Source organism: Cohnella sp. GbtcB17, assembly GCF_019091135.1.
Lineage (GTDB): Bacteria > Bacillota > Bacilli > Paenibacillales > Paenibacillaceae > Cohnella.
Genome location: NZ_JAGXJW010000006.1, coordinates 42,371 through 67,374, shown reverse-complemented (window position 1 = coordinate 67,374; position 25,004 = coordinate 42,371). Strand labels below are relative to the sequence as shown.

The 25,004-nt window shown below is 59.3% G+C and carries 22 protein-coding genes and 1 pseudogene; 6 read left to right on the top strand and 17 right to left on the bottom strand.

What is annotated here, in order from left to right; genetic code table 11:
• Positions 1-175 precede the first annotated feature (175 nt).
• Positions 176-1,054, top strand: coding sequence for a 4-hydroxy-tetrahydrodipicolinate synthase (gene dapA, locus KVT38_RS04575; RefSeq protein WP_217592605.1), 879 nt, complete (start codon positions 176-178; stop codon positions 1,052-1,054).
• Positions 1,055-1,523: 469 nt separating this feature from the next.
• Here the strand turns inward: dapA and KVT38_RS04570 are convergent, their stop codons facing one another.
• From KVT38_RS04570 to KVT38_RS04530, 9 genes are all read right to left on the bottom strand, one after another.
• A complete protein-coding gene (locus KVT38_RS04570; protein ID WP_217592511.1) occupies positions 1,524-2,231 on the bottom strand; it encodes a tyrosine-protein phosphatase in 708 nt (235 codons plus the stop codon).
• A gap of 73 nt (positions 2,232-2,304) precedes the next feature.
• Complete coding sequence (gene catA, locus KVT38_RS04565; RefSeq protein ID WP_217592510.1) at positions 2,305-2,964, bottom strand: type A chloramphenicol O-acetyltransferase; 660 nt, start codon at positions 2,962-2,964, stop codon at positions 2,305-2,307.
• A gap of 260 nt (positions 2,965-3,224) precedes the next feature.
• Positions 3,225-4,160: a carbohydrate kinase family protein gene (locus KVT38_RS04560; protein WP_217592509.1), complete on the bottom strand. Its 936-nt coding sequence runs from the start codon at positions 4,158-4,160 to the stop codon at positions 3,225-3,227.
• Positions 4,160-5,152, bottom strand: a complete 993-nt coding sequence (locus KVT38_RS04555; RefSeq protein WP_217592508.1) for an SIS domain-containing protein — start codon at positions 5,150-5,152, stop codon at positions 4,160-4,162. The genes KVT38_RS04560 and KVT38_RS04555 overlap by 1 nt, the downstream gene beginning before the upstream one ends.
• Before the next feature lie 5 nt (positions 5,153-5,157).
• Positions 5,158-6,009 (bottom strand): carbohydrate ABC transporter permease, encoded by an 852-nt coding sequence (locus KVT38_RS04550; RefSeq protein WP_217592507.1) that lies wholly within the window; start codon positions 6,007-6,009, stop codon positions 5,158-5,160.
• Between the two features lie 3 nt (positions 6,010-6,012).
• Positions 6,013-6,897 carry a carbohydrate ABC transporter permease gene (locus KVT38_RS04545; RefSeq protein ID WP_217592506.1) on the bottom strand — a complete coding sequence of 295 codons (885 nt, stop codon included), beginning with the start codon at positions 6,895-6,897 and terminating at the stop codon, positions 6,013-6,015.
• A 70-nt stretch (positions 6,898-6,967) separates the two neighbouring features.
• Positions 6,968-8,278, bottom strand: a complete 1,311-nt coding sequence (locus tag KVT38_RS04540) for an extracellular solute-binding protein (protein ID WP_217592505.1) — start codon at positions 8,276-8,278, stop codon at positions 6,968-6,970.
• Between the two features lie 80 nt (positions 8,279-8,358).
• Entirely contained in the window at positions 8,359-9,492 is a 1,134-nt protein-coding gene (locus tag KVT38_RS04535; protein WP_217592504.1) for an ROK family transcriptional regulator, read from the bottom strand.
• Positions 9,493-9,640: 148 nt separating this feature from the next.
• The gene (locus KVT38_RS04530; protein WP_217592503.1) at positions 9,641-10,390 is read right to left on the bottom strand and encodes a class I SAM-dependent methyltransferase; all 750 of its coding nucleotides are present in this window, start codon (positions 10,388-10,390) and stop codon (positions 9,641-9,643) included.
• A gap of 195 nt (positions 10,391-10,585) precedes the next feature.
• On the opposite strand from KVT38_RS04530, the gene KVT38_RS04525 reads away from it, so the two are divergent.
• Positions 10,586-11,584: a phosphotransferase enzyme family protein gene (locus tag KVT38_RS04525; RefSeq protein WP_217592502.1), complete on the top strand. Its 999-nt coding sequence runs from the start codon at positions 10,586-10,588 to the stop codon at positions 11,582-11,584.
• Between the two features lie 73 nt (positions 11,585-11,657).
• On the opposite strand, the gene KVT38_RS04520 is transcribed toward KVT38_RS04525, so the two are convergent.
• On the bottom strand, positions 11,658-12,125 hold the full coding sequence (locus KVT38_RS04520) for a MerR family transcriptional regulator (RefSeq protein WP_217592501.1): 468 nt from the start codon (positions 12,123-12,125) through the stop codon (positions 11,658-11,660).
• A 184-nt stretch (positions 12,126-12,309) separates the two neighbouring features.
• On the opposite strand from KVT38_RS04520, the gene KVT38_RS04515 reads away from it, so the two are divergent.
• The gene (locus KVT38_RS04515) at positions 12,310-13,164 is read left to right on the top strand and encodes an SDR family NAD(P)-dependent oxidoreductase (protein ID WP_217592500.1); all 855 of its coding nucleotides are present in this window, start codon (positions 12,310-12,312) and stop codon (positions 13,162-13,164) included.
• Between the two features lie 171 nt (positions 13,165-13,335).
• Here the strand turns inward: KVT38_RS04515 and KVT38_RS04510 are convergent, their stop codons facing one another.
• The 5 genes from KVT38_RS04510 to KVT38_RS04490 are packed head-to-tail and all read right to left on the bottom strand — an operon-like array spanning position 13,336 to position 20,611.
• Entirely contained in the window at positions 13,336-16,554 is a 3,219-nt protein-coding gene (locus KVT38_RS04510) for an ATP-binding protein (protein WP_217592499.1), read from the bottom strand.
• Between the two features lie 46 nt (positions 16,555-16,600).
• Positions 16,601-17,695, bottom strand: a complete 1,095-nt coding sequence (locus tag KVT38_RS04505) for a GerAB/ArcD/ProY family transporter (RefSeq protein ID WP_217592498.1) — start codon at positions 17,693-17,695, stop codon at positions 16,601-16,603.
• A gap of 12 nt (positions 17,696-17,707) precedes the next feature.
• Complete coding sequence (locus tag KVT38_RS04500; RefSeq protein WP_217592497.1) at positions 17,708-17,941, bottom strand: hypothetical protein; 234 nt, start codon at positions 17,939-17,941, stop codon at positions 17,708-17,710.
• A complete protein-coding gene (locus KVT38_RS04495) occupies positions 17,941-19,134 on the bottom strand; it encodes a Ger(x)C family spore germination protein (RefSeq protein ID WP_217592496.1) in 1,194 nt (397 codons plus the stop codon). The genes KVT38_RS04500 and KVT38_RS04495 overlap by 1 nt, the downstream gene beginning before the upstream one ends.
• Before the next feature lie 22 nt (positions 19,135-19,156).
• On the bottom strand, positions 19,157-20,611 hold the full coding sequence (locus KVT38_RS04490) for a spore germination protein (protein WP_217592495.1): 1,455 nt from the start codon (positions 20,609-20,611) through the stop codon (positions 19,157-19,159).
• 198 nt (positions 20,612-20,809) lie between these two features.
• On the opposite strand from KVT38_RS04490, the gene KVT38_RS04485 reads away from it, so the two are divergent.
• The 3 genes from KVT38_RS04485 to KVT38_RS04475 all read left to right on the top strand — a co-directional run bounded on the left by KVT38_RS04485 (position 20,810) and on the right by KVT38_RS04475 (position 23,482).
• A complete protein-coding gene (locus KVT38_RS04485) occupies positions 20,810-21,535 on the top strand; it encodes a 3-ketoacyl-ACP reductase (protein ID WP_217592494.1) in 726 nt (241 codons plus the stop codon).
• A 19-nt stretch (positions 21,536-21,554) separates the two neighbouring features.
• A complete protein-coding gene (locus KVT38_RS04480) occupies positions 21,555-22,385 on the top strand; it encodes an AraC family transcriptional regulator (protein ID WP_217592493.1) in 831 nt (276 codons plus the stop codon).
• A 107-nt stretch (positions 22,386-22,492) separates the two neighbouring features.
• Entirely contained in the window at positions 22,493-23,482 is a 990-nt protein-coding gene (locus KVT38_RS04475; protein WP_217592492.1) for an aldo/keto reductase, read from the top strand.
• Between the two features lie 300 nt (positions 23,483-23,782).
• On the opposite strand, the gene KVT38_RS04470 is transcribed toward KVT38_RS04475, so the two are convergent.
• Positions 23,783-24,220, bottom strand: coding sequence for a VOC family protein (locus KVT38_RS04470; protein WP_217592491.1), 438 nt, complete (start codon positions 24,218-24,220; stop codon positions 23,783-23,785).
• A pseudogene (locus tag KVT38_RS04465) lies at positions 24,217-24,978 on the bottom strand (SDR family NAD(P)-dependent oxidoreductase). The gene KVT38_RS04470 and the pseudogene KVT38_RS04465 overlap by 4 nt, the downstream one beginning before the upstream one ends.
• Positions 24,979-25,004 lie beyond the last annotated feature (26 nt).

The window sequence follows — 25,004 nt, the reverse complement described above, 5'->3', positions numbered from 1 at the left end:
AGGCGAAAAGAGCGGAACGGCAACGGTTTCGGCCTCGATCCTTTCAAGATATTACCAGGCGCGTGCGCCCGAATCGATCATATTGATCGCGCTATCGAATGCGTTGGATAACGGCTGCGGCGCGAATCGTGCTACGTTGAAGTCATCCCGAGAGACATGGAGGACTGAAAAGATGATATTGAGCGAGGATCGGCTGAACGGCATATTCGTACCAACGGTGACGCCGTTCTCGGCGGAAGGAGAGATGGATGCTGCGTCCTTTCGGCGTTATGTAGATCGGCTGCTGGCCTGTGATATTCAGGGCTTGGTCATTGGCGGCACGACCGGCGAATCTCCTACGATAACTTGGGATGAAATCGCCTCGCTATTGCGACTGACACAAGAGGCGGTCCGGGAACAAGGGAGACAGATGCCGCTTGTGGTCGGTACGGGCACCAATAATACGGCGTCCACGGTCAGGCGGACGGAGGACGCAGGCCTGCTTGGCGCGGATGCGGCCCTCGTCGTCGTGCCTTACTACAGCCGACCCTCGCAAGAAGGCATCCTGGCGCATTTCCGCCAAGTCGCGCAGGTTGGCCTGCTCGTTATCGTTTATGAGATCCCTTCCCGTACCGGTACGAAGCTCAGCGTAGATACGGCCCGGCGCATCCTGGAGCTGGACGGCGTCATCGGCATGAAGGACAGCACGGGCGACGCCTCGCTGCTCGAGTCGTTGGTTCAGACGGGCTCGAAGCCGGTGCTGTGCGGCGAAGACCGGTGTTTGTTCGAAATGTTAGAAAAAGGCGCCCGCGGCGGCATTCTTGCCTCGGCGAACATACAAACGGAGATCTTCGTCGACGTGTATCGCAAGTTCGAGCAAGGAGATGCGGAGGGTTCGGCCCAAGCGTTCGCGACTGTGCTGCCTTGGATCGAGCGGCTGTTCAGCGAGCCGAATCCTGCGCCGCTCAAGTGGCTGCTGGCCCGCGAAGGCATCATCGCCTCCGATACGCTGCGGCTGCCGATGAGTCCGATCTCGCAGTCGCTGCGAGAGGAGCTGGAAGTATCGCTGCAATAGCTGTTGAAACGTATTTATTTCCTTTGGTCACGACGTTATTAGCCCAAATAAGTGTTGAAGCGCAATTAAATTTCCACTTTCGATCGTTTTGACCCAGTCTTGAACAAATTAAATGCGGTTGAACACTTATTTTCTCCCCAGCCCAGATCAGCGCGCCGATTAATTGCTTTTCAACACTTATCGCCCCAGGCTCCCGTGCTCCCGAGTAACCGAGACTTCAACGAACCCGCGATGGCGCAGGATGGCTAGTTTGTTTCTATTCTAGACTTCGGCGGCGGGGCGACAGTGCGAGGGTATTCATTCATTTCTAACCGAGAATACTTCGGCAAACTCACAGTGAAGCCGTTTCTTGGGTTGCTGCTGAAGCAAATTGAAATCGGGCACCATCCAAAGCCGAATTTTATACTTTCTGTTATTTTAAATAAAATCGCCGGGGCTGCAAGCCCCGGCGATCCATCTTTTCTACGCGTCAATCGGCCAAAATGCTCCGCATCCGCGCATCCAGCTCCGCCCGCGCCTCTGCGCCGGCCACTTCCTCGAAGATCGCCATGCCCGCGCTAAGATTCGGTTTGCGGTTCACGTTGTGCGCGTCGGTCGCAAGCGTGTGCGCGTGTCCGGCAGCGATGAGCGCGCGTCCGTACTGCTGCGCCTCCGGCCCGAAGTTGCCGACAAGGCTGTCCGCCGACACCTGCGTCCACAGGCCGAGCTCGATCAGCTGCGGCAGCAGCTCCGGATCGTCTCTGAAAAACGGATGGCGCTCGGGATGCGCCAGAATCGGCGTCACGCCCGCGTCCAGCAGCCGCTGCACGAGCTCCGGCGTGTCCGGATCGTAGCCGCTCCACCGCTGCTCGAAGAGCAGATGCGTACCCGTCCGGCCAAGCCGGGAGTAGGAGCGCTTCTTCGTGTGCTCGTCGAAAAACGCCGCGCTCACCAGCTGGATTTCGTTGCCCGGGTGCAGCCGGATGTCGACGCCCTGCCTGTCGAGCTCCCGCTCCAGCTCTTCCAGCTTGCGGTGCACGACGTCGGACACGGTGAGGTACAGGCCGTTGAAGTGAGGCGTCACGACGATATCCCGTATGCCGTCCTCATAGGCGATCCGCGCCATCGCCACGGATTCGTCCAGATCCTTCGCGCCGTCGTCCACGCCGTGCAAGATATGGCAGTGTATATCGATCATGTCAGCACCTCCCTCGTATTTTTCCTATGTTAGCAGAACGCTCTGCGGGGGACAAGACACGATATCGGCGGATCTATAGGCCTGCCAACCAGCTTCCGCAGTCCGATGCCAGCTCCTGCAGCGCCTTAAACAGCACGCCCGCATGATAGCCATCGCAAACCGCATGGTGGAACTGCGCCGATACCGGCAGCCACAGCTTGTCGTTTTGCCAATCGTATTTTCCCATCGTAAAGATCGGAAGCAGGTAGGTTCCCTCGCCGTAAATATTCAGATTAAATCCCGTAAAATGGACCCAAGGGATGCTGGATATCGGAAACGTGTTCGGCGGCTCGTCAGTGCATGGGAAGAGCTGCTTCGTGTCTTTATACTTCTCGACTTGCCGCTGCCAGCTATCGTAAAACGTCGAGAACGCCCCGCTATACGGCGCCCATACGCTCGAAAAGGTGTTGTTCTCTTCATGAAAAATCGTGAAGCTGGGCGACATCGTCTCCCAAATGCCCAGCCTGCCTTCGGAATCGAAGCAGGTTCGGAACTCGGGATGGCGATTCACAGCCGTGGCGATCATGTAGATCAGCGCCGGATATAGCTTGACACCTTTGCGCTTGAGCTCTTCCCGCAGCAGGGTAATGTCGATGTTCGCGGTCATGCTGTACGTGCAGCGCACCCGGTCGACATAATGTTCGAAGTATGGCTTCCTACTCCACTTTTCCAATTCGATCGGTTGAAATTTCATTGGTTTTCGCCCTCCTAAAATAGAATCGAATTCTCCTTCCAGGAGGGCACATCGACTGCTTTAACCATGTCCGTTCACGTTCCTCTTCTATAAGAGATGCCTGTGCCTGAACTTCATCTTGCGCATCGCTAAACCACATGTCCGTTCTATTCTATCACCGATCCATCTGTTGCATATAAAGCGCCGCGAAAAAAAGCAGCGCATCGGTTGATCCCGACACGCCGCTCTTTCCTTATCGTCGAACGTCACGCTTACGCGCCTTATCTGACCGCGACCCGCTCCTCCCGCACGGCGAGCTCGATCTCGCCGACTTCAGGATACCGGTCCGCCTGGCGGGACACGACCGTCGCGGCGAGTGCGTTCGCGAAGGCGAGCGCGCTCGCCATCTCGCAGCCGTTCAGGATACTGTACATGAAGCCGGCGTTGAAGCTGTCTCCCGCTCCCGTCGTATCGTACGCTTGAACCGGGTAGCCCGACTGATGCACGACGTCATCCCGCGTGAATGCGCTCGCGCCTGCCTTGCCCCGCTTGACGATGACGCTCGACGCTCCGTGCGCGAACAGAACGGCGACCGCCTCCTCCACGCCCGCGCAGCCCGTCAGATGCAGCAGTTCCTCGTCGTTCGGCATGAAGTAGTCGATCAGCGGGAGGAAGGACAGAATTTCTTCCCGGCTCTTGTCGCTCCAGCCGTCGATGGCGGAGTTCGCGTCGAAGAACGTCAGTTGCCCGCTTGCCTTCGCCATCGAGAGACACGCCTTCGCCCCCTCTGGTCCGAAGTCCGGCACGAGGAAGTAGCCGTACAGCAGCGTCGCCTTGGCGTCCGCGAACGACGGGTCGCTCTCGATGAAGCCGTGCTTGAACGCGTAGGCATTCCCGCTGTACGTGACGAAGTACCTCGCGCCCCCCTCTTGCACCACCGAGACGGAGAGCACCGACGGCGTTTCCGTGCGGACGATCTTGTCCTCGATCACATCTTTGATCTCACGGTAGACGTCCTCGCCGAACGCGTCCCGTCCCAGCATCGAAAAGACGCGCTGCTTCACGCCAAGCTTGGCCAGCGGCAGAATTGTGTTTGCCAGCGCTCCGGCTCTTATTGTCATGTTGTCTACCATATGTTCTTCGCCGAAGTCAGGCCGATCCTTCACTTGCGCGAGGATCAAGTCCGCCGTTAAGATACCGACCAAGTTAATCATCATTATTCCTTCCCCGTAACCTTGGTGATGATCTGGGCCTCGCCGGCTACGAGCCCGCGGACCGTCGACAGCTCTACAGCTGCGAGCTGTACGACCAGCGAGTAGACGATCGGGCTCACGTATTCGTCCACCGACGGGATGACGATCGACTCGACCCGCTCGTGCGCGAGCGGCTCGTCCGAAACGTACAGCACCTTGGCGCCCAGATCCGCCATCTCCGTGACATAGCTGCGGTTGATCTCATAGGTCGAACCCTTCGGATTAAAAAATACCGCCTGAAGGTTCTCCTTGATCAGCTCGAACGGACCGTGGCGGAATTGCGGCGCGGACGCGGCTTCGGCGAAGATGCGGGCCGTCTCCTTCAGCGTCAGCGAGCCTTGGCGCGCCGTGTAGACGCTCGGACCGCGGCCCAGCAGCACCATCGGCTTCAGCGGGTCCAGGAAGGCGCGGATCAGCGCTCGGTAGCTCGCCTCTTGCTCGAGCTGCGCTTCGATGACGTCCGCGGCAGCCAGCAGCGAGCCGGTGAGATCGTTGCCGGCCATTCGCGCGCCGAGCTGCAGCATGAGCGCAGCGGTCGTCGTAAACGACTTCGAGGACGCGATCGCCTCTTCTTTGCCCGCATGCGTGAGCAGCGCCTCCGATGCCAGCTTGGCCAGCGAGCCTTCCGGCGAATTGGTGATCGCGAGCGCGTCCGGGTATCGCTCCGCCAGCTTCTTGGCCTCGTAGCTCTCCCCGCTCTGCGACACGATGACGAGCCTGTGCGAGGCGATGAAACTTTCCGAGCCATAGTAGAGCAGCTCCGAATTGTCGACCGCCAGGGCCGGGATGCCTTGGCCGTTCAAGTACGAGACGAGCAGCTCCGAAGCCGCGAGTGAGCTGCCCATGCCGGTGAGCAGCAGAGGCTTGCCGGCCGGGAACTTCGAATCCGCATTGTTGCGTACCGTGGCGCGAATCGCCTCGGGCTGTTGTTTGACTTCCGCGAAAAATTTGCTCATGATGATCAACCTTTCTCCGAGCCTTCAGACAGGCCGCTAATGATATATTTTTGAAGCAGCAGGGCGAGCGCGATCGGCGGGATGGAGGCCAGGAAGCCGCCCGTGATCTGCATGCCGAAATCGATCATCCCCCGCTTGGAAAACTCCGAGATCGCGACGGTAATGGTTTTCGCATCATACGTAGACGTGAAAATGCTCGAGAACATGAACTCGTCCCACGAGATCAGGAGCACAAAGATTCCCGTGGCCACCAGCCCCGGGAGGGAGAGCGGCAGCACAAAGCGGAAAAGAATGCCGAGCGACGACACGCCGTCCATCTGCGCCGACTCCTCCATCGACTTGGGGATGGAGCGGAAGTAGCTCTGCAGCATCCAGATGACAAAAGGGAGGTTAAACGCCGTGTAAATCAAGATGAGCGTCGGTTTGTGATTGACCATGCCCATGCGGGCGAACAGCACGTACAGCGGGATCAGCAGCACGATCTCGGGCACCATGCGGAAGCCCAGGATCGAGATCAGCAGCGTATCGCGTCCGCGGAATCGGAATCGGGCGTAGGCGTAGGCAGCGAAGATGCCGATGAAAAGCGCCAGGGCTGTTGCGCAGAGCGCCACGATCACGCTGTTGCCCATGGCCTTCATGAACGGCGGCAGGCTGCCGTCGCTCGCTTCCCCGGAGAATACTTTGGTATAGTTGCCAAACGTCCAGTGCTGCGGCAGAAAATGAAGTGTCTTGGCGCTAAGGTCGGCGGACGACGAGAAGGTCGCGATCACCAGCAGGAGCAGCGGCAGCGCCGTGAACAGCATGACGCCGAGCACGCCCAGGTAGATGAACAGCTTTTGGGTTTTTGTTCTCTCCATCGCTTAATCCGCCCTTTTGTAAAAGATTTTGATGTAGATGAAGGCGAATATCACGATGAAGAACGACATGACGAATGCGAGCGCGGAGCCGTAGCTGAACTTGCCGAACATCATCGACGATTGATAGGTGAGGAAGGAGAGCACCTGCGTCCCGCCTGCCGGACCGCCGCCCGTCATAATATAGATGATGTCGAACACCTTGAAGGCTTCCATCGTCCGCATGACCAGCGCGACCAGGATCGCCGGGCTAAGCAGCGGCAGCGTGATGCTGAAGAAGCGCCGGACCGCCGAAGCGCCGTCGATCATGCCCGCCTCGTAGGCTTCCTTCGGAAGCGACTGCATGGCGGCCAGGAGGATGAGCGAGACGAACGCCGTGTTCTTCCAGACGTCGGCGACGATGATCGCGTTCATGGCGGAAAAAGAACTGCCGAGCAGGTTAACCGGACCGTCCGTCAAGCCGATCCAATCGAGCAGCATCGTGATTGTGCCGTGATCGGCGTCGTACAGCCACTTCCACAGCACCGCGTTTACGATCGTCGGAAATGCCCACGGGATCAGCATGAAGCCCCGCACGAAGCCTCTGCCCTTAAACTTCTCGTTTAGAATGAGGGCGAATGCCATGCCGATGATGAACTCGAGGCCGACCGAGGTGAAGGTGAAGTAGAACGTTCTGCCGAGCGCCTGCCAGAACGCATCGTCGCCCAGCACCTTGCCGAAGTTTTCAAAGCCGACGTAGTCCCACAGCTTGGGGTTGTCCAGCTTATGGACGTTTTTGGTCAAATTGATGAAGCTGATGAACAGCGCGTATGCCAGCGGGAAAAGGATGACGCCGAGGATGACGATAAAGCTCGGCAGCAGAAATGCGGCGGGTTTCAGCTTTCTTATCATGGTAGCCTCCCGGTCGGTAACGTCCCGCCGCCGCGGCATGCGAATGCGCGTCGGCGGGGCGGATTAAATCTTAGCCATTGGCGATCAGTTCTTTGGCTTGTGCTGCGGCGTCGTCAAGGGCAGCCTTGGCGCTCTCTTTTCCGGTCAACGCGGCTTGAATGTCGATCTGCAGCGCCTTGGAAAATTCGTTATAGCCGTCGAGCGACGGGCGAGAGATGACCGACTCCAGCTGCTTGGCCATGTCGGTCAGCGCGCCGTAGTTCGCCTGCAGATCCGCGTCGCTGTACAGGTCCTTCCAGATCGGGAGCGCGCCCGCTTCCAGCGACTGCTTCTTCTGCATCTCCTTGCTGCCGAGGAACTCGATAAATTTCCATGCGGCTTCCTCGTGCTTGGACTGCGGCGTGATGGCCAGATACATGGAGCCGGTAGCCGCCGTGTGCGGCGCGCCGTCGACGGCGGGCACGAGGCCGACGCGGATCTTGTCCTTCACCTTCGAATCCGCGGCGTTCAATTCTCCCCAGTAGAAGGACCAGCCGGCGACGAACGCTGTCTTGCCGTTTTTGAAGGCGTCCAGCACCTGGCGATCGTTGTAGTTGATCGACGCCTTGTCGATCGTGCCGTTATCCAGAGAATCCTTCATATATTGGAGCGCCTGAACGCCCTTCTCGTCGTTGAACGTCGGCTCTCCCGCTTCGTTGAAGAATGAGCCGCCGTGCGAGCCCAGGAACTCCGCGAAGTAGGCGACCAGTCCCTCGTTGGCGCTGAAGCCCCATGCGCTGGCGGCGCCTGCCGTGACTTTCTTTTCCTGCAGCGCTTTGGACATCTCCGTGAACTCGTCCCATGTCGCCGGCGGATGATCGTAGCCGGCTTTCTGCAGCATCTCTTGGTTGTAGTAGAAGAAGACGACATCGTTGAACATCGGGACACCGTAGATTTCGTTGTCCAGACTCGCGATTTGCAGGCTTGCCGGCAGAATGCCCTTCTTCATCTCGTCCGTATAGCGGTCGGTCACCGGGAGGATGAACCCTGCGTTCGCGTATTCGGACGTCCAGATCTCGTCGACGTCGACTACATCGTAGGCGGCGTTGCCGCTGGCATTAAACGAAGCCAATTCCTTGTCGTGCAGTTGGTCGTAAGCGACATGCTCCAGCTCGACCTTGATATTCGGATACTTCGCGTTGAATTCCGCGATAGCGGACTCCCGAAAACCCGCAAAGTCATCGCTCGACAGGACGCGGATCGTCTCGACCTCGCTGCCGGACGCGGGAGCGCTGCCCGATGCGCCGCTTGCCGCGTTGTCCGTCGTGTCGTTGCCCCCGCATGCGGTCAGCAGACCGCCGACCAGACAAGTCGCCATAGCACCAATCGCGATTTTTTTCATATTCAGAACCTCCAATGGTTTAGTTTGTTCTCAGTACAAACAAATTAACAGGGAATCGGCCCCCTTCGGAGCCCATCCGGTCATAATTCCTCTGCGTTCTGAAGCTGCTGGAAAACATAGGAGGCTGCGCCTAGCGCGCCGGCGTCTTTGCCTTGGATGGCAAGCCGAATATTCGTTCGGATCGGCGTCAACTCGGCGACTTGCTGTCGTATCGTATCGATCACCGTATCCATGGAGCCCGATACGCCTCCGCCGATGACGACGTGTTCAGGGTTGAGCAGGCTGGCCACGTTGGCGATCGTCACGGACAGGTAAGTCACGAACGCCTCGATCACGGACTTCGCTTCCGCATCGCCGCTTCGATACTTGGCGAATAGCTCCTCCGGCGTTAGCCCGGTGCCGGCCAGGGCCGTGCCGGATATCTGCCGCTCGAACGGCCCGCTTCCCTCCGACTGGACGCTGCGTCCGAGCCGAAGATCCTCGCGGTCGACGAAGCAATTGATCTCTCCCGCGGAGAAATGATGCCCCTCGACGAGCTCGCCGTTCGCGATAATCGCGCTGCCCACGCCGGTGCCGATCGCGATAAAAAACAAATCGTCCGACCAGCCATCGCGGCTCAACCATCGTTCGCCCATTGCGGCGCAGTTGACGTCGTTGTTCACGTATACCGGAAACTTGAATGGCTTGCGCGTTCGCTCCAGCAAGTTGACGCCAACCCAATCCTGCATCGGGACGTCGAGCACCACGCCCGTCCGGCTGTTCACGATCCCGGGAAGACCGATGCCCATGCCCAGAATGAGCGATTCGTCGATGCCCGACTTTTCGATCCCTTCCTTGATGAAGTCGATCGTGGAGTCGATGCTATCGTTCGTCTTGGCCTCCTGCCGATAGGCGACCTCTCCGCTCAGATCGGAGAAGACGAGGAGGGTGCGGGTCCGGCCGATGTCGACCCCGATGCCGTATCCCGACTTTGGATTGAAGCCGAGCTCGATGCCTCGCCTGCCGCCTCCCTTGGACGAGTCGCCCAGTCCGAGCTCGACCACGAACTTCTTTTGCAGCAAGTCGTTCACGACCGACGTGACCGTGGACCGGCTGAGCCCGAGCTTCTTGGCGATCAGCGCCCGGCTGATGGGCTGCTCCTCGCGGATGATCTCGAGCACGAGCGAGCGGTTGATTCTCTTAATCAGATCCAGACTCCCCGTCCGATTCGACAAGTTTATCCCTCCATTTTTAGTTTCGACGGAGTACAAACAAACTAAGATAGAGCTATTATAACATGGCAAAAAAGCTTGTCAACGATGAATGCGCATACAAATTATTACTGTGTTAAATTACCTGACACATCGGCTTTCAGGCACTTCGTTACCTCCATGCCTGGATGATAAATCGCTTCGCGTTTGTGCGGATGCCTTTTTCGGTTCGGTTCTTTTCCGTAAATGCGCGAAGCATCTCAAAGTCCCCCGGCTCCAGGCCAAAGTCGGGAATGATGGGCGTATGCTTCAAAAGGAAGATCAGATCCTCCGGCGTCCGGTAGTACTCCACCGTATCGAATTCCGCGGCCTGAATGTCCGAAAATCCAGCTTCCGCCAATTCCAGCTTGTATCGCTGCAATAACGCTCCATCCGGTTCCCCGTAGCTCTGGCCTCGGCCGAAGGTCTGCTTCAGATTGAGCTTGTCGCCCTCGGCGACCTGCTGGGTGAGGAACAGGCCGCCTTGGCCAAGCACCTTGGCCACTTGCTTCGCGCTGAACCCCGCATGCCGGCAGGTCACGATGTTGAAGAAGCGCTCGGGAAAATCGAGCCGCTCGGCGTCCATTTCGACAAAACGTACGTTGGAAGCTCCGGACTTCGCCAAGTTCGCTTGCGCCGTCCGGATCATGCCGGGCGAACGGTCGATCCCCACCAGCAGCAGCGCCGAATCGCGAATGGCCAGCACGGCCTCGCCGCCTCCGGTGCCGATGTCCAGCAACAGATCGGAGGGCTTGCACGCCTGCCTGACTTCTTCGTAGAGGTCCGCCTGCGCCCCCTCCGTCATCACCTTGAGCTTGCTGAAGTCCCAGCCGTTCGACTGCCCGACGCGATCGTAGAACGCTTTGTAATCTTCTTCTTTCACGATTGATCCGCCTTTCGGATGAAGCTCCCTCTTGTTCCTTATTCAAATTTAACCGAAAATGGATGTGTAGGTAAATTCCTCGCAAAAGGAGTGATGGTGTTTGAATACGAACCGCCATACGAATAAGCCCGTGAGAGGTCGCTGCCGTTAAAACGACCGGACCTCTCATCGGGCCATGGGAGGCCGACCGGCTAAATGATGCATTTAAAAAACATGGTGCGCGGCATGGAGAACGATACCGTGGCCAGGCAGTTCATCCGGCATTGGGAGCACGATCCGCAAACGCTGAAGTTTTGGCGGGCCAGCAGCAACTTCGTCTATACGTTTGAGAGAGACGGCGTTCGGCAGTTCCTTCGTTTTATCCACGAAGAAGACAATGCGATCGACCGCATTCAGTCGGAGCTCGACTTCATGCTGTATCTGATCGAGCATGGCTATCCAACCGTATCTCCGATCCGCTCCGCAGACGGCAACTGGATCGAGGCGGTCCAGAGCGAAGAGGATGGCCGCTACTATGGCGTCGTCTTCGAGCAGACCAGGGGAAGCGATGTATCGCTGGATCAAATGACGGACCGACAGGCGGAAGCTTGGGGAGCGGCGCTCGGTTGTTTGCACCGATTATCCGAATCTTACATGCCCGGCGAGACCAGGCGAGGAAGCTGGCAGGATGCGCTGACGTTCATATCGTCCATATTGGATCGGCACCCCCGGGAGGTCGGTGCGCGGCAGGAGCTCGCACGATTAAGAGAGCGGTTCTCCGCGCTTCCTGCCGGTGTCGGCAAGGTCGGTTTGATTCATTACGATTTCGAAACGGACAACGTCTTCTACGAGGCGGAAGGCTCGCGATTCTATGCCATCGACTTCGACGACGCGATGTACCATTGGTACGCGATGGACGTCGCATCCGCGATCTCCGATCTCATGGAGGAAGACGATACCGTCGCGAAGCGGAAAATCGCGCATTTTCTGACCGGCTACCGTTCGATCAAGACGTTGGACGAAGATGAGGTGCGTCAGTTCGCTTTGTTCCAGAAGTTCGCGGACCTGTATCGGTTTGCGCGGATTGTCCGCAGCGTCGAAGAGTTTGACGCAAGCGGCTCGCCGGCATGGGCGATCGCGCTCAACGATAAGCTGCTGGGCATAAACGAGCGAATTCGCAGCAATTACCGGCCAATAAGATCATGGCGTTCCTGATCGATCATAACGAACGGGAAGTCGTGCGCGAACGAACGATCGCGAGGCAACGTTAAGCTCGCTCATGCTTAGGTCAAGACTTGCCCTGCTTGCTTGCCGCGGAAAAGTGGCTCATCTCCATCGGGGAGACGGGCTTCTTTTTCGTCCCCTCCCGCTCTTCGCCATCGCATTCCCCACGGTATCGCCCCTGTGCCAGCTTTATGTCGATGAAGTCGACGACCTGCTGCAGCGATGCGATCTGGTTGACGATATTTTCCCGATGGCTTTTTAAATGGGCGACCAGCTCGGGATAATCCGCGGGATCGGCGTCGACCGACACCGCCAGGAACGGCCGCATCTCCTCCAGCGGCATCCCCGTTTTTTTCAGGCAAGAGAGCAGCCGGATCGTGCGAAGGTCCTCTTCTCTGTAGACGCGATGACCGTTGTCCCTTCGCTCCGCCCTGGGCAGCAGCGCGATCTTCTCATAGTATCGAATCGTGTCCTCGGAGACGCCGGTCTGATCCGCAGTCTGCTTGATCGTATAGGCAAGCTCTGTTTTCATCCAAACCCCTCCCGGAAGTTGCTTCTGCTTGCATTGTACATCTTGGAGCTGGCTCCAAGTCAAGCGAGTCGAACGAAGGTCGGAGCTTGATGGCGACACGCTTGACTTGGAGTCGACTCCAACTTTTAAAATGTGCGCTAATGGGGCGAACGGCGCCCCGGCATCCGAAGGAGGCGTACGACGAATGAACAATGATAAACGAGAAAATATTGCGCTGGTTACGGGCGCAGGCGCTGGAATCGGCCTGGAATTAACGAGGAAACTGCTGGCGGAAAACTGGCAGGTCGCGGCTGTCATCCGTTCCAACTTCCCCGCGGACGATCCGAATATCCGGGAAGCCTTGCGACGCGGACAGCTTCGCGTGTATCAAACGGCGGACCTCGCCGATTTTGCCGGCTTGCGGCGGGTTCTGGAAGAGATTAAAGCCAAGGAGCCGCGGATCGACGTGTTGTTCAACAACGCCGGCGGGTCCTTTCCCGAGCTGAGCTATTCGGCGCAAGGACGGGAGCGGCATTACGAGCTGATGACCGTCGTTCCTTATATCATTACGATGGAGCTCATGGGGAGTTTAGAGCAAGGCAGCCTTAAAACGGTGATCAATACCTCGTCCACGGCGTTTAAGTACGTGAAGGCGTTGAGCATCGAATCGCTGGAACGTCCCAAGACCTTCCGCAAGCTGCTCGGGCCTTACGCCGCCTCCAAGCTCGCGCTCTCGCTCTGGACGCAAGCGGCCGCCCCGCGGCTGCTGAAGGACGGCATCCGGATTCGCAGCGTCGATCCGGGCAGCAACAATACGCTTCGAAAGGGGAAACAATCCGGGCTTCCCCTCGTCGTAAAATACCTCATGAAGCTGTTCTTCTCCCCGCCTACCCTCGGCGCCGATCGCTTGTACGAGGGCGCGTTCGGGGAGCATCGCGCGGAGACGGGCGTCTATCTGGAGAAGGGCCGCGTAAAGGAATTGAAGTTTCAAGAGCAAGCCCAAGCTGTGCTGGATCGCGTGAAGGCGATTTATGAAGGGGAGTATCTCGCACAGGGTTGATGGCGCGGGTGGGAGAAGACCGGTCGCTCTGAGAGCGGGGGCGGTCGGCTGTGTGCGGCTGTGTGCGGTGGAATAACGATGCGCTGGCGGCTTAAGCGCGAGAGAACGGCGGTGCGCGGCGGAATAAAAATGCGCCGGCGTCTTATACCCGCGGCACCAGTGCCGCGACGGCTACTCCGCTGCAAGCCGGCGCGCGGGCTTAGGCACGACGAACGAGACGATCGTCCCGCCGCCGGGACGGCTGCGAACAAGCAGGCCCTTGCCGTAGAGCTGCTTCAGACGACGATCGGTATTGGCCAAGCCGATACCGGCCGGACGTCCCGAAGTCCCGTCGGGTAATCCCCCGTGCTGTTGCGCACCCAGTAGCCTATCGGGCGTCATCCCCGCTCCATCGTCCTCGATCGAGATTTCGACCGCGCCCCCGATCTCCCGGATTCGAATGCAGACGGTGCCGCCCTCGGAGCGTCTCAGCGCGCCGTGCCGAACGGCATTCTCGACCAGCGGCTGAACGGACAATGGGGGAATAAGCAGATGTAGATGGTCCTCCGTCTCCCAGACGATGCGAATCCGGTCGCCGAATCGCTCCTTTTCGATGTATAGATAGGCCCGAACGAGGTCCAGCTCCTTGCCGAGCGGTACGAGCCGATCCGAGTTCGCGGAGTCGAAGCTGGCCCGCAGGTAGTCCCCGAACGCGGACAGCAGGTCGCGCATACGCTCCGTATCGACGTCCGCGAGCGCGGCGATGGAGTTAAGCGTATTGAACAGGAAATGCGGCTGTATTTGCGCCTGCAGCCAAGCCGCCTCGAGACGTTTCTGCTCCCGGGCGGCCCGCGCCACATCGGTGAGCGCCTTGACCCGCATCCGCAGCTCCTTCGCATCGGCGGGCTTGACGACGTAGTCGTTGGCTTCCGCCAGATAGCCCGCCTCGATATCTTCGGGACGATAGCGCGCCGTGAGCAGCAATATCGGCAGCTCGGACGGCGAAAAAATATGGCGGACGGAACGCGCGACCTCGTAGCCCGAGATGTCGGGCATCATGACGTCCGCGATCAACAAATCCCAGGGACCTGCGTTCAAAAGAGCCAGCGCTTCCGCGCCGCTCGTCGTCGTCTTGATCTCGTAAAGCGCGGCGGGCAGCGCATGCTCGAGCACACGCAGATTGACCGGATCGTCGTCGACGGCAAGGATGCGGGCGCGATCGCCGCGCGGAGGCGCTTCAGTAGAAGCGTCAGTCGCCGTCGCGATGGTCTTGGCCTCCGCCGCCTCCTGGGCCTGCAGAGCCGCTGCGACTTCGAGCTGCGCCGAGTAGGCGCGATCCGTGCCCGAGGAGCCGTCTTCCACGTGCGCCGGGCCAGCGTTGCCGCGGTCCGTGCTCAGCCGGTTCGACAAGATACCGGCTGAAGATGCCAGCTCCGCAACGGGCAGCGCAAACCGGAATACCGAGCCGACGCCTGGCGCCGAATCGACCGTCAACCGTCCGCCGTGAAGCTCCACCAATCGCTTGCTGATCGCAAGCCCCAATCCGAACCCCGCCGCGTTCGTATCCGGCTGGAGCGCGCCTTGCTCGTAAGGCTGGAAGATGCGCGCAGCCGTGTCCGCGTCCATCCCGATACCGGTATCTGCGACCCGCACGACGATCTCGTCGCCCTCGACGTCCGCTTCGATCCAGACGCGGCCCTCGTTCGTGAATTTGACCGCATTATGCAGCAGATTAAACAAGATCTGCACCAGGCGGTTCTCGTCCGCCAGCGCCGCCGGCAGCGAATCCGGCACCCGGTTCTCAAGCAAGACAGGCTTGCCTGCCGCCATGAACCGGACCATGTCCAGCACGCCCGCGGCTTCCGTCTGCAGCCGGAGCGGCGCGGGGTTCACCGACAGGCGGTCCTCCCGCAGCCGGTTGAGATCGATAAGGTCGCCCAAAAGGATCGACATCCGCTTGCCCATCGCGACAAGCAGAGCAAGGCGGTCCCGATTGGCGGCCTCTCCGGTCCGCTCGCCGCTGTCGAGCACGGCCTGGGCCATGTTCAGCATGCCGTGCAGCGGGTTGCGCAGCTCGTGCGAGGTGTGGACGAGGAATTCGTCCTTGCGTTTGTCGGCTGCCCGGAGACGCTCGGCCAATCGGACAGTCTCGGCGGCATTGCGGAAGTACCGCTTGAACCAATAGAGCGCGAGCATTACGAAAAAGGCGAGCAGGTCGAACGGATAATAACCGCTGTCCAGCGAGAACGTATAGCCGAAAATCCCCCAAGCGAGATTCCAGGCGATCGCGACCGCGGCAAGCAGCAGATAGACGGCGTCCGGCGCCCCTTGGCGAACCGCGAGATAGATGACGATCGGGGCGGTAACGAATGCAGCGAGAAGCAGTACGGTATGGAGGCCGTCGGCCAGCGGGGAGGTGAAAATCCGAACCGGAGCGGCCAGCACGAAGGCCCCGAAGAGGACGCATGCGGCGAAGTGCCAGCGAACATGCCGAAGAATCCGGAATTCGGGCAGCAGACTTCGCAGGTATTGCAACAGAAGCGCAGCTGCGCACAGGTACGACAAGTAGAAAACTTTGTAGGTCGCCTCGAAGCCGACTCCGAACCAGACGGACAGCAGCCGGTCTTCGTTGCACAGGATGGAGAGCGCGCCGCAAAGGTTCAGCAGGGAAAAGAGCAGAAGCGCTCGCTGCCGCGCCCCGATGAAGTAGAGCGCGATCGCGTACAAGGCATGCATCGCCGCCAGCAGAATCAATGCAGCTTGGACGCCGTCGGTCACGCGCTGCGTTCGGCTCATCGCTTGGGCGGTGCCGAACCGGACGGCCTCCATCAAGCCGCCTCTGACGCGGTCGTCGTAATTGGCCGCCTGAAGCGCGAGATCCAGCACGTCGCCAGCGGCGGCGAACGTGACGGAATAAGGTACGATGCCTGCGGTGTAATCAGCGGCGCGATCCGCCGGTCGTCCCGAGCTGCCTCTCAGGAGCCCGTTCACGTATAGCGCCGACGACGAGGAGATCCCGGGCACGCGGACCGTCAGTTCCTGCCCCGGCAGGCCGCCGGGCGGCAGCAGGATGCGCAGCCGGTAGGTTCCATACCCGACAATATCTTCGTTTGAAAGCCCGAACGCCTTCTTCCAGCTGCCCGGCACCTTTAACGTTCGGGCGGCTTCGTCCTCCGGCTCGGACGCGCCCTCGAAGCCGGTCACGACGAGCTGCGAGGGATAGAACGTCCATCGTCCGGACAAGGAAAATGTCGGCTTGGACGCCGGGTCCCAGTCGGTTAGGTCCAGCAGGCCGTTAACGGCCTCCGCTCGCGCGTCGTTCGTCTGCAGGCCGATCCAGGCGAGACGAATCCCCGTCAGTACGATCAGGAACAGCCCGACGGCGGCCAGAATGGTTCTTTTTTTCATCATAGGATACGGGTTCGACAAAAAGCGCGAAATTCCTCTACCGAAGCGATCAGGCCGCCCGCCTGCGCGCAAGCGATACTGCGTACGCGACGAGCAGCGGCACCGTGCCGCAAGTGAGCACCCACAACGGATGTATGCCGGAGACGATGAAGTTCCAGTACGCTTCGCCGCGAAAGCCGGCTGCGAGCGAGATGAGCGCCGTAAAAAAGGCGAGCGGAAACAGCAGCTGGCGATTGTCCCGGGGCAGCTTGAGCACGCTGTTCAAGGTCAGATGGGCGGTGAAGAGCACGATGGTCGCCTTCATGAAGGACGCGACGATCATGGAATAACCCATCAGCGCCTCCAGCCGCTCGAAGATCTCGGTCACATAGACCGTGCGCGCGACCTCGAACATCGAATACTTGCGCTCCCCCGCGATCGGACCGAAGACGAGCACGGTAGCCAGCGTGACGGCGAGCAGCGAAGCCGCGTTCAGCGCGACGGCCAGCGTCATTTTCGCCCCGATGCGGTCCTTGTCCCCGAATCGCACATACGGCAGCAGCATGCAGAACAAGGCCAGCTCCCCGTACGGAAAACCGTAAATAAAATAAATGCCGTGCAAGACCGGCTTAACCCCCTCGTCGAGAATCGGGAGCAAAAAGTTCGGGTGAACGCCCGGCGAAGCCAACGATATATTAAAAACGACGAACAGCATGACGGAGATCATCAGCAAGCCGAACATGCCGGCGAACCGGCCGACGCCGACTCGGGCCGTGAGCGCCACAGCGAGCGAGGTCAGGATCGTAAAGTAGCCAAAAAACGTATTGCGCATCATCGAGCTCTTGAGAAACATGGATATATCCGTGACGATGCCCGCCACCGTGTGAATCTGCAGCATCAGGAGCAGAAGGCCGAGCGCGACGGCTACAGGCCGCGTCAGCAGCTTGGAGCCGTACTCGACGAAGTCCATGCCGGGGAACCGGCGGGCGAGGCCGACGAGCGGGATCAGAAGGAGCATTCCGAGCCCCGCGGCCGCGAGCAGGCAGATCCAGGCCTCGTTGCCGCTGAGCAGGATGAGCGGTGCCGGAATATTGATGATAGAGGAGCCCGTCAAAAAAACGAACAGCAGCACGGCGATCTGCTTCGGCGTTATCGCGTTTTTCACATAGGATCCTCCTTACGGCTTGAGATGAGCGATGATGCGCTTCGCGCCCCCGCCGTAGATTCGCACGAAGAGGTCGTAGTAGGACGGCGCGTTAATCGTCCCCATGACGATCAGCATGTGGTAGCCGGCGGCCGCCAGCAGCAGCGCATAGACGAGCTTGACCCGCGGTCTCGCGCTTCGCAGTCCGCCGACCGTCCAATCGTGCGCCAGAAAGCCGACGAGCGCCGCAAACAGCAGCAACCGCATTACGAATCACCCATTCTGTCGTCGATCGGCTTGCCGATGTTGGTGCCCGAGGTAAGGATGGTGGCTTCCGCGTGCACCTCGTACGTAGAGCGGGCGAACCGCCGCGGCCAATCCGGCTTCCATTGCCGCCACAGCCCGGTATGGCGCTCGAACAGCCGGTCTCCCGCGCCGACAACGTCCAGCTGCTTTTGCAGAAGCCAATCCATGCTCTCGCTCATCGTTTGCACCATCGCTTTTTCGATCCGCCGCTCAAGTGCTTGCTCCTGCTCCTGTGCGAGCGTCCGCCCGCAAACGAGCTCCGAGAGCGCAGTGACGGCCTTCAGCCGGAAGATCAGATGGAGATGGTCTCCAGCAGGCTGGACCCGCATCTCTGTCTTGGTCGACAGCACCTCCACCGAGTCCTCCCGTTGAGCGCGTTGAGCGCTCGGATCGGTAGAGCAAGGCACCTCTACGATCCCGTTCTGGTAGCCATCGTCGAGCATTTGAACGCCTTCGAGCAGCCCGGCCGGGACGACCTCCCGCAGCCGTCCGTCGACGAGAATCGCCGCGCCGGCGACGGTAGGCGCCGATTCGCCGCGCGAATCCCGCTCGTACAGGTAGGGGATCATCGCGACCGCCGATGGACTGCGGGATTGAAGCGCAAGCTGCAGCAGATTGGCAGAGACCGACTTGCCCGTCATCTTGTGCGAGGATTGTTCGCTCAGGAAGTATTGCTGACTGACCGAGTTCTCGATGTAAGGCGCCGTCTCCATGTAAGCGGCCGCTTCTCCTTTGGTGACGAGCAGGTGGGTGGTCAGTCTGGGCTCGTGATCGCGGTACAAAAAGTCGAGCAGCCGCAGAAGCGATTGCTTGCGCGCGAGCGCCTCGCTCACCAGGATGATCCGCATATGGCTCCACTGGGCTTTTCGCCCGAGATGAATCGTAATGTCTCTCATCGCTTCGATCACCGACTCGTCGTCGGTTTTGATATTGATGTAGGCCTTGTCCGGCTTGCCCCGCCCCACGATGTTCTGGGAGGGCTTGAAGATCTGCACGGTCAGCCCGATGGCCTCCCCGGGCGCCTCGTCCAGCGCGAGCCCCATCACGAAGCCTTTCTGCGGAATCTCGGCCCGGTCGCCGCAGCCGGTCAGCGTCAGACCGAGCATGGATGCGAGGAGGAGGAGTCGTCCCAAGGTCGCGTATCGGCGTATCATGCGGCACCTCCGCGGCGGAAGATTAGGTGGAACGAGGCGGCCTCGGCCGCCGGATGAGCGCGGGCAGCCTGGTGCGAACGAGCGAATCGCGGAACTGGTCTGCCTTCCAGGGCGCGAGCGGCGTCAGATAGGGTATGTTCAGCGAGGTCAGGGTGACCAGATGGAGCCAGATGAACAGGTAGCCGAGCAAAATGCCGAAGCCGCCGAGCATCGAAGCGAGCGCCATCAGCGGGAACTGAATCAGCCTCAGGGCGATAGACAGGTTGTACTGGGGCAGCGAGAACGAGGCGATCCCCGTCAGCGCGACGACGACGACCATGATCGGCGACGCGATGCCCGCGTTGATGGCGGCCTCCCCGATGACCAACGCGCCGACGATGCTTACCGCCGAACCGACGTTTCTCGGCAGGCGGATGCCCGCCTCCTTGAGCAGCTCGAAGAAAAACACCATGATGACGGCTTCGACGAAAGCTCCGAACGGAATGCCTTCGCGCGAGTCGACGATCGCGAGCAGCAGAACGGTCGGGATCAGCTCGGTGTGAAACGTCGAGACCGCGATGTACAGACTGGGCAGCGAGATGGCGATCAAAAAGGCGACGAAGCGAAGCCAGCGGATAAAGTTCGAGACGAGCACGCGCTGATAGTAGTCTTCGCTCGATTGCATCAGATCGAAGAACAGACCCGGACAGATTAGAATCGAGCCGGAGCCCTCGACCAGCAGAACGATCTTGCCGTTCAGCATGGAAGCTGCGGCTACGTCTGTCCGCTCCGTATACCGGAACTGGGGAAACGGCGACAGCGGGCGATCCTCGATCAGTTCCTCGATAAAGGACGTATCGATGATGTCGCCCTTTCCTTTGCAGATCTGCAGCCTTCGCTCGAATTCGGCAAGCAGGTTGGGATCGACGACGCTGTCCAGGTACCCGTAGCCGATTTTCGTGCTGGAGTGCCCGCCCGCTCTGAAAAATTGAAACTTCAGCGCCGGCGTCTGCAGCCGCATGCGGATCATGCCGACGTTTTTCTGCAGATCCTCGACCGTGCCCTCGCGCGGACCCTGGACGACCGGCTCGGTCTCCGGCTCCCCGACCGGACGGGCCTCCAGTCTTTTCGTCTCGAAGCAGAGCGCCTGATCCCAGCCGTCGACGAACAGTGCCGCGTAGCCTTGCAGCAGGAGTCGGTCGGCAGCCGTCCAATCGCGCTCCATGCTCGCGCTTTTCGCGGATACGCCCTGCGCGCCGAAAAAAAGGCGGATCATCTCCGGCGTGACGTCGAGCCCAGGCCCGATCGTATGGTTCGACAGATCCTGCAGGACGCTTTTCATATAATTCATGTCGTTGTCCGCCAACGTGTTGAAGTGCACGGAGGCGGCCCGGTGCTTCAGGTCCGGCCCGTACCGCCACTCCTTGACCTCCAGATCGCCGCATTGCTTGTAGACGTCACGCAGCCGATCGAGATTGACGGTCAGCGATTTGGACATTCGTTCCCCAGCGATGCATACCACCTCCGACCAGCGAATCGGTTTATGTATGGTTTTCCAAGCGGGAACCAATTTTATGCAGGAACGGATGCTTGCCGCCGGAGATCGCTCCTCTGTACGCATCGATTTGGGATGCCCGGACGAATCCGATATAATTGCAGTAGCATGTACCCATTCGCAAATGAAGGAGTGTCTATCTTGGCGCAGATCATCAAAGGAAAAGTAGCGATCGTGACCGGGGCCGGCAAGGGGATCGGCAAGGCGGTGGCGCTCGAGCTCGCTCGGGAAGGCGTTCATGTCGGCCTGATCGCCCGTACGGAGAACGATCTGCTGGGCGTCGCGCGCGATATCGAAGCGCTCGGCGTCAAGGTCGCTTATGCGGCGGCGGACGTGTCTTCTCTCGCGCAGGTCGAGCATGCGGTCGGCAAGATCGTTGGAGAGATCGGCGACGCCGACATCTTGATCAACAACGCCGGGATCGGCACGTTCGAGAAGTTGGTCGAGATGGACCCCGAGCATTGGAAAAAAATCATCGAAGTGAATCTGCTCGGAACCTTCTACGTGACGCGCACCGTCCTCCCGCAGCTCATCGCCAAAAACGCCGGAGACATCATCAACATCTCCTCGACGAACGGGCTCAACGGCGCGCCCGGCTCGAGCGCCTACAGCGCTTCGAAGTTCGGCGTCATCGGTCTGACCGAGTCGCTCGCGCAGGAAGTACGCCGCAACAATATCCGTGTGACCGCGCTGACGCCAAGCACGATCGCGACCGACCTGGCCAAGAGCTCGTCTCTGATCGCGGAAGGCAAGGAAGCGCAGTATATGCACCCGGAGGACATGGCCGAATACATCGTCGCCCAGTTGAAGCTGCCTCAGCGCATGTACATCAAGACGGCGAGCATGTTGAATACGAATCCGTATTAAGAACGGGAAGCGGACGCCGATGAGAGCACTTCATGACAATCCCGACCGCCCGTTCCGGGACAATCCGGATTTTTACGTAACCCACTTCGGCAAAGAGGATTGCGACCCCGGCCATGCCTTCGGACCCGGCGTGCGCGATCATTACAAGATCCACTTCGTGCACCGGGGAACCGGCATCGTGCAGGCCGGCGGCCAGACGTACAGGCTGGCGCCTGGACAAGCCTTCCTCGCCTATCCGGACAAGGTCATCTTTTACCAGGCGGATCACGTTGAACCGTGGACATATTCGTGGATCGGATTTCGCGGCGATCAGGTGGCGGACGTGCTCGCGAGAACGCGGCTGACGCCGGAAGCGCCCGTATTCCCGATGGATATGCGGCTGATGCCGAATTTGTACGAGCTGCTGCGGGAAGCGGAGGGCCGGCCGGTCAACCGCGACCTTCGGCTCACGTCGCTGCTGATCGACGTGCTCACGTCGATCGTCGAGCAAATGCCGGCGTCCGCGGATGCGGGAAGCGGCTTCGTCCTGCCCGTCCGCAAGCAGGATGCCTACGTACACCGCAGCCTGGACTTCCTCCACTGCCACTTCTGCGAGCCGATCACGGTCGAGCAGCTGGCGGCGACGCTCGGGCTGGACCGCAAATATTTGTCGGTCATCTTCAAGGAAGCCACCGGTCTGCCCCCGCAGCAATATTTGCTTCATTACCGGATGGAACGGGCCGGCGAACTGCTCAGAAAAGGACAGTACACGGTCGGAGAAGTGGCGCGCTCGGTCGGATACCGGGATGCGCTGCTGTTCTCCAAAATGTTCAAAAAGCTGAAAGGCGTGCCGCCCAAACAATATCGCTAGTTCCGTCAAAATCAGACATTATGACATATTTTCCTTCCATGCAGACATAGGCTCATTTCCTCGGACGAACTATAATGAGCCTAATCTCATGAGAAGGAGTGCTCAAAGTGACCTTTTTGGCAAGGCAAGACCGGTACGACGCGATGACATACAATCGCAGCGGCAGGAGCGGCTTGAAGCTGCCGGCCATCTCGCTCGGCCTGTGGCATAACTTCGGCGGCATTAATACGTACGAAAATGGCAGGGCGCTCGTCAGACGCGCGTTCGACCTCGGCATCACGCACTTCGACCTGGCGAACAACTACGGCCCGCCTGCCGGATCCGCGGAGGAGTCGTTCGGCCGCATGCTGAAGGACGACCTGCGTCCTTACCGGGACGAGCTGATCATCTCTACGAAGGCCGGCTATTATATGTGGCCCGGTCCTTACGGCGAATGGGGCTCCAAGAAAGGCCTCGTCGCCAGCCTGGATCAGAGCCTCAAGCGGATGGGCCTCGATTACGTCGACATTTACTACCATCACCGTCCCGATCCGGACACCCCGCTGGAAGAGACGATGGCGGCACTCGATCTCGTCGTCCGCCAGGGCAAAGCGCTGTACGTTGGCCTTTCCAACTATAGGCCCGAGCAGACACGCGAGGCTTCGCGCATTCTGAAGCGGCTGGGGACGCCTTGCCTGATCCACCAGCCGAACTATTCCATGATGTCGCGGTGGATCGAGGACGGACTGCAGGACGTGCTCGACGAAGAGGGCATCGGCTCGATCGTATTCTCGCCGCTGAATCAGGGCATCCTCACCGACCGTTACCTGAACGGCATCGCCCCCGACTCGCGTGCGGCGGGACCAAGTGTGTTCCTGCGCGCCGAAGGCATCGACGAGGCGCTCATCGCGAAGGTTCGGCAGCTGAACGAGCTGGCTGCCGAACGCGGGCAGAAGCTGTCGCAGATGGCGCTGGCCTGGGTGCTGCGCGGCGGCCGCGTCACGTCCGCGCTCATCGGCGCGAGCAAGGTCGAGCAGATCGAAGACGCAGTCGGCGCGCTCGCCCAGCCGTCGTTCACGCAGGCGGAGCTGGATCGGATCGACCGGATCCTGGCATAGACCGTTAAGAAGGGAACGTCCGGAGCGCATAGCTCCCTGGCGTTCCCTTCTTTGCATACATGGCCGGCCCGGCTTTCCTCCGTAACCGCGTTTTTGTCGCTTACAGCACGGTCCGGCGCCTTCGTCACTTCAGTAACGTTGCTTTTGGCGCTTGCAGCGACGGCATTCCGCTGTAGCCGCGCTTTTCTCGCTTGCAGCACGGTCCGGCGCCTTCGTCGCTCCTGTAGCGTTGCTTTTATCGCTTGCGGCGGCGGCTGGACGCCAAACCAATTAGTCCCGACTCGTCACAGCAATCCGCATTTACCCGATCCGCTCTGCCAATTCCAAAATAATGCCCTCCGGCCCGCGCACGTAGCACATCTTATACATATCTTTGTAGTTTTGGATGTCGCTGAACGTTTCCATGCCTTTCTTTTTCATCTTGTCGACCAGCGCATCGATATCGTCGACGGCAAAGCAAATATGTCGGATGCCTAGCGTATTCGAATGCGTCTGCTGAACACCGTTTTTGTCCGAAGGCGCGATATACTTGACCAGCTCCAGCCACGTCTCGCCATCCGACGAGCGCAATGCGACACAGGATGTTTTCACTTTTTCAAGCCCGACGATCTCGTCCAGCCAAGCTCCTTCCGCTTCCCATTCTCCGTGCACCTCGAGTCCGAATTCGAGAAAAAACGTTTTGGCCGCGTCGAGGTCGCTGACGTTGATGCCGATGTGGTCGATGCGTTGGATTTTCATTTTGTTTGCCTCCCCGCATATGGATAAATGGGATCTCTCAATTCAAAATCGTACGTACTTCCATTTACGATACCGACAACTTGATCGCTGTCGTAAAGATCGAGCATAATCGCAGCCATTTCTTTAGCCGTATGGTATTTGGGAACGACGCCTTCATAGTGAAACGCTTCTAAATCCAACGCGTTTTTAATAAACTAAGTCACCGTTGCGGAAGGAGCCAGGACTTTTACTTGTATGGCGGCTCCTTTTCCCTTCAACTCTTGTGCGATGCCTACTGTAAAAGCGCTAACATAGAACTTCGTCGCGCAGTAGGCAACCGAATTGCCGACGAGCTGGTAGCCCCCGCCCGAAGTAACGTTGATGAGCTGCGTCCCTTCGACACCCGCATAATCGCGCGCATAGAGAGAAGTCAGTATGGTTAAGGCTTCTATATTCAAGTGGAGCATCGTCGTCACTTTGTCTAGATTTTGCTCCCCGACGGATGCAAAGCTTCCCGATCCGGCATTATTGATCCAGGTCTCGATTCGATAATCACTAAGACTATCGTAAAAGGAATAAACGTCTGTCGCAACGGATAAGTCAACGGTTCGAATGACGACATCCAGCTCCGGATTCATACCGGCCACTGCCGATTTTAACTTTTCCAGCTCCTCCGTTCTGCGAGCAGCTAAGATGAGGTTTTTCCCGCGCGCTGCAAAAGCGAGTGCCGTCTCATACCCGATTCCCGAGCTGGCTCCCGTAATTACCGTATACTTCATAACCTTCCTTCCCGAAATTTAATCGA

Coding starts and splice junctions, on each gene's coding strand:
- KVT38_RS04515 (WP_217592500.1), top strand. CDS start 12,310: ATGAACAATGATAAACGAGAAAATATTGCGCTGGTTACGGGCGCAGGC.
- catA (WP_217592510.1), bottom strand. CDS start 2,964: ATGAAATTTCAACCGATCGAATTGGAAAAGTGGAGTAGGAAGCCATAC.
- KVT38_RS04480 (WP_217592493.1), top strand. CDS start 21,555: ATGAGAGCACTTCATGACAATCCCGACCGCCCGTTCCGGGACAATCCG.
- KVT38_RS04560 (WP_217592509.1), bottom strand. CDS start 4,160: ATGATGATTAACTTGGTCGGTATCTTAACGGCGGACTTGATCCTCGCG.
- KVT38_RS04525 (WP_217592502.1), top strand. CDS start 10,586: ATGATGCATTTAAAAAACATGGTGCGCGGCATGGAGAACGATACCGTG.
- KVT38_RS04540 (WP_217592505.1), bottom strand. CDS start 8,278: ATGAAAAAAATCGCGATTGGTGCTATGGCGACTTGTCTGGTCGGCGGT.
- KVT38_RS04555 (WP_217592508.1), bottom strand. CDS start 5,152: ATGAGCAAATTTTTCGCGGAAGTCAAACAACAGCCCGAGGCGATTCGC.
- KVT38_RS04495 (WP_217592496.1), bottom strand. CDS start 19,134: ATGATACGCCGATACGCGACCTTGGGACGACTCCTCCTCCTCGCATCC.
- KVT38_RS04550 (WP_217592507.1), bottom strand. CDS start 6,009: ATGGAGAGAACAAAAACCCAAAAGCTGTTCATCTACCTGGGCGTGCTC.
- KVT38_RS04490 (WP_217592495.1), bottom strand. CDS start 20,611: ATGTCCAAATCGCTGACCGTCAATCTCGATCGGCTGCGTGACGTCTAC.
- KVT38_RS04470 (WP_217592491.1), bottom strand. CDS start 24,220: ATGAAAATCCAACGCATCGACCACATCGGCATCAACGTCAGCGACCTC.
- KVT38_RS04520 (WP_217592501.1), bottom strand. CDS start 12,125: ATGAAAACAGAGCTTGCCTATACGATCAAGCAGACTGCGGATCAGACC.
- KVT38_RS04500 (WP_217592497.1), bottom strand. CDS start 17,941: ATGCGGTTGCTGCTGTTTGCGGCGCTCGTCGGCTTTCTGGCGCACGAT.
- KVT38_RS04545 (WP_217592506.1), bottom strand. CDS start 6,897: ATGATAAGAAAGCTGAAACCCGCCGCATTTCTGCTGCCGAGCTTTATC.
- KVT38_RS04510 (WP_217592499.1), bottom strand. CDS start 16,554: ATGATGAAAAAAAGAACCATTCTGGCCGCCGTCGGGCTGTTCCTGATC.
- KVT38_RS04570 (WP_217592511.1), bottom strand. CDS start 2,231: ATGATCGATATACACTGCCATATCTTGCACGGCGTGGACGACGGCGCG.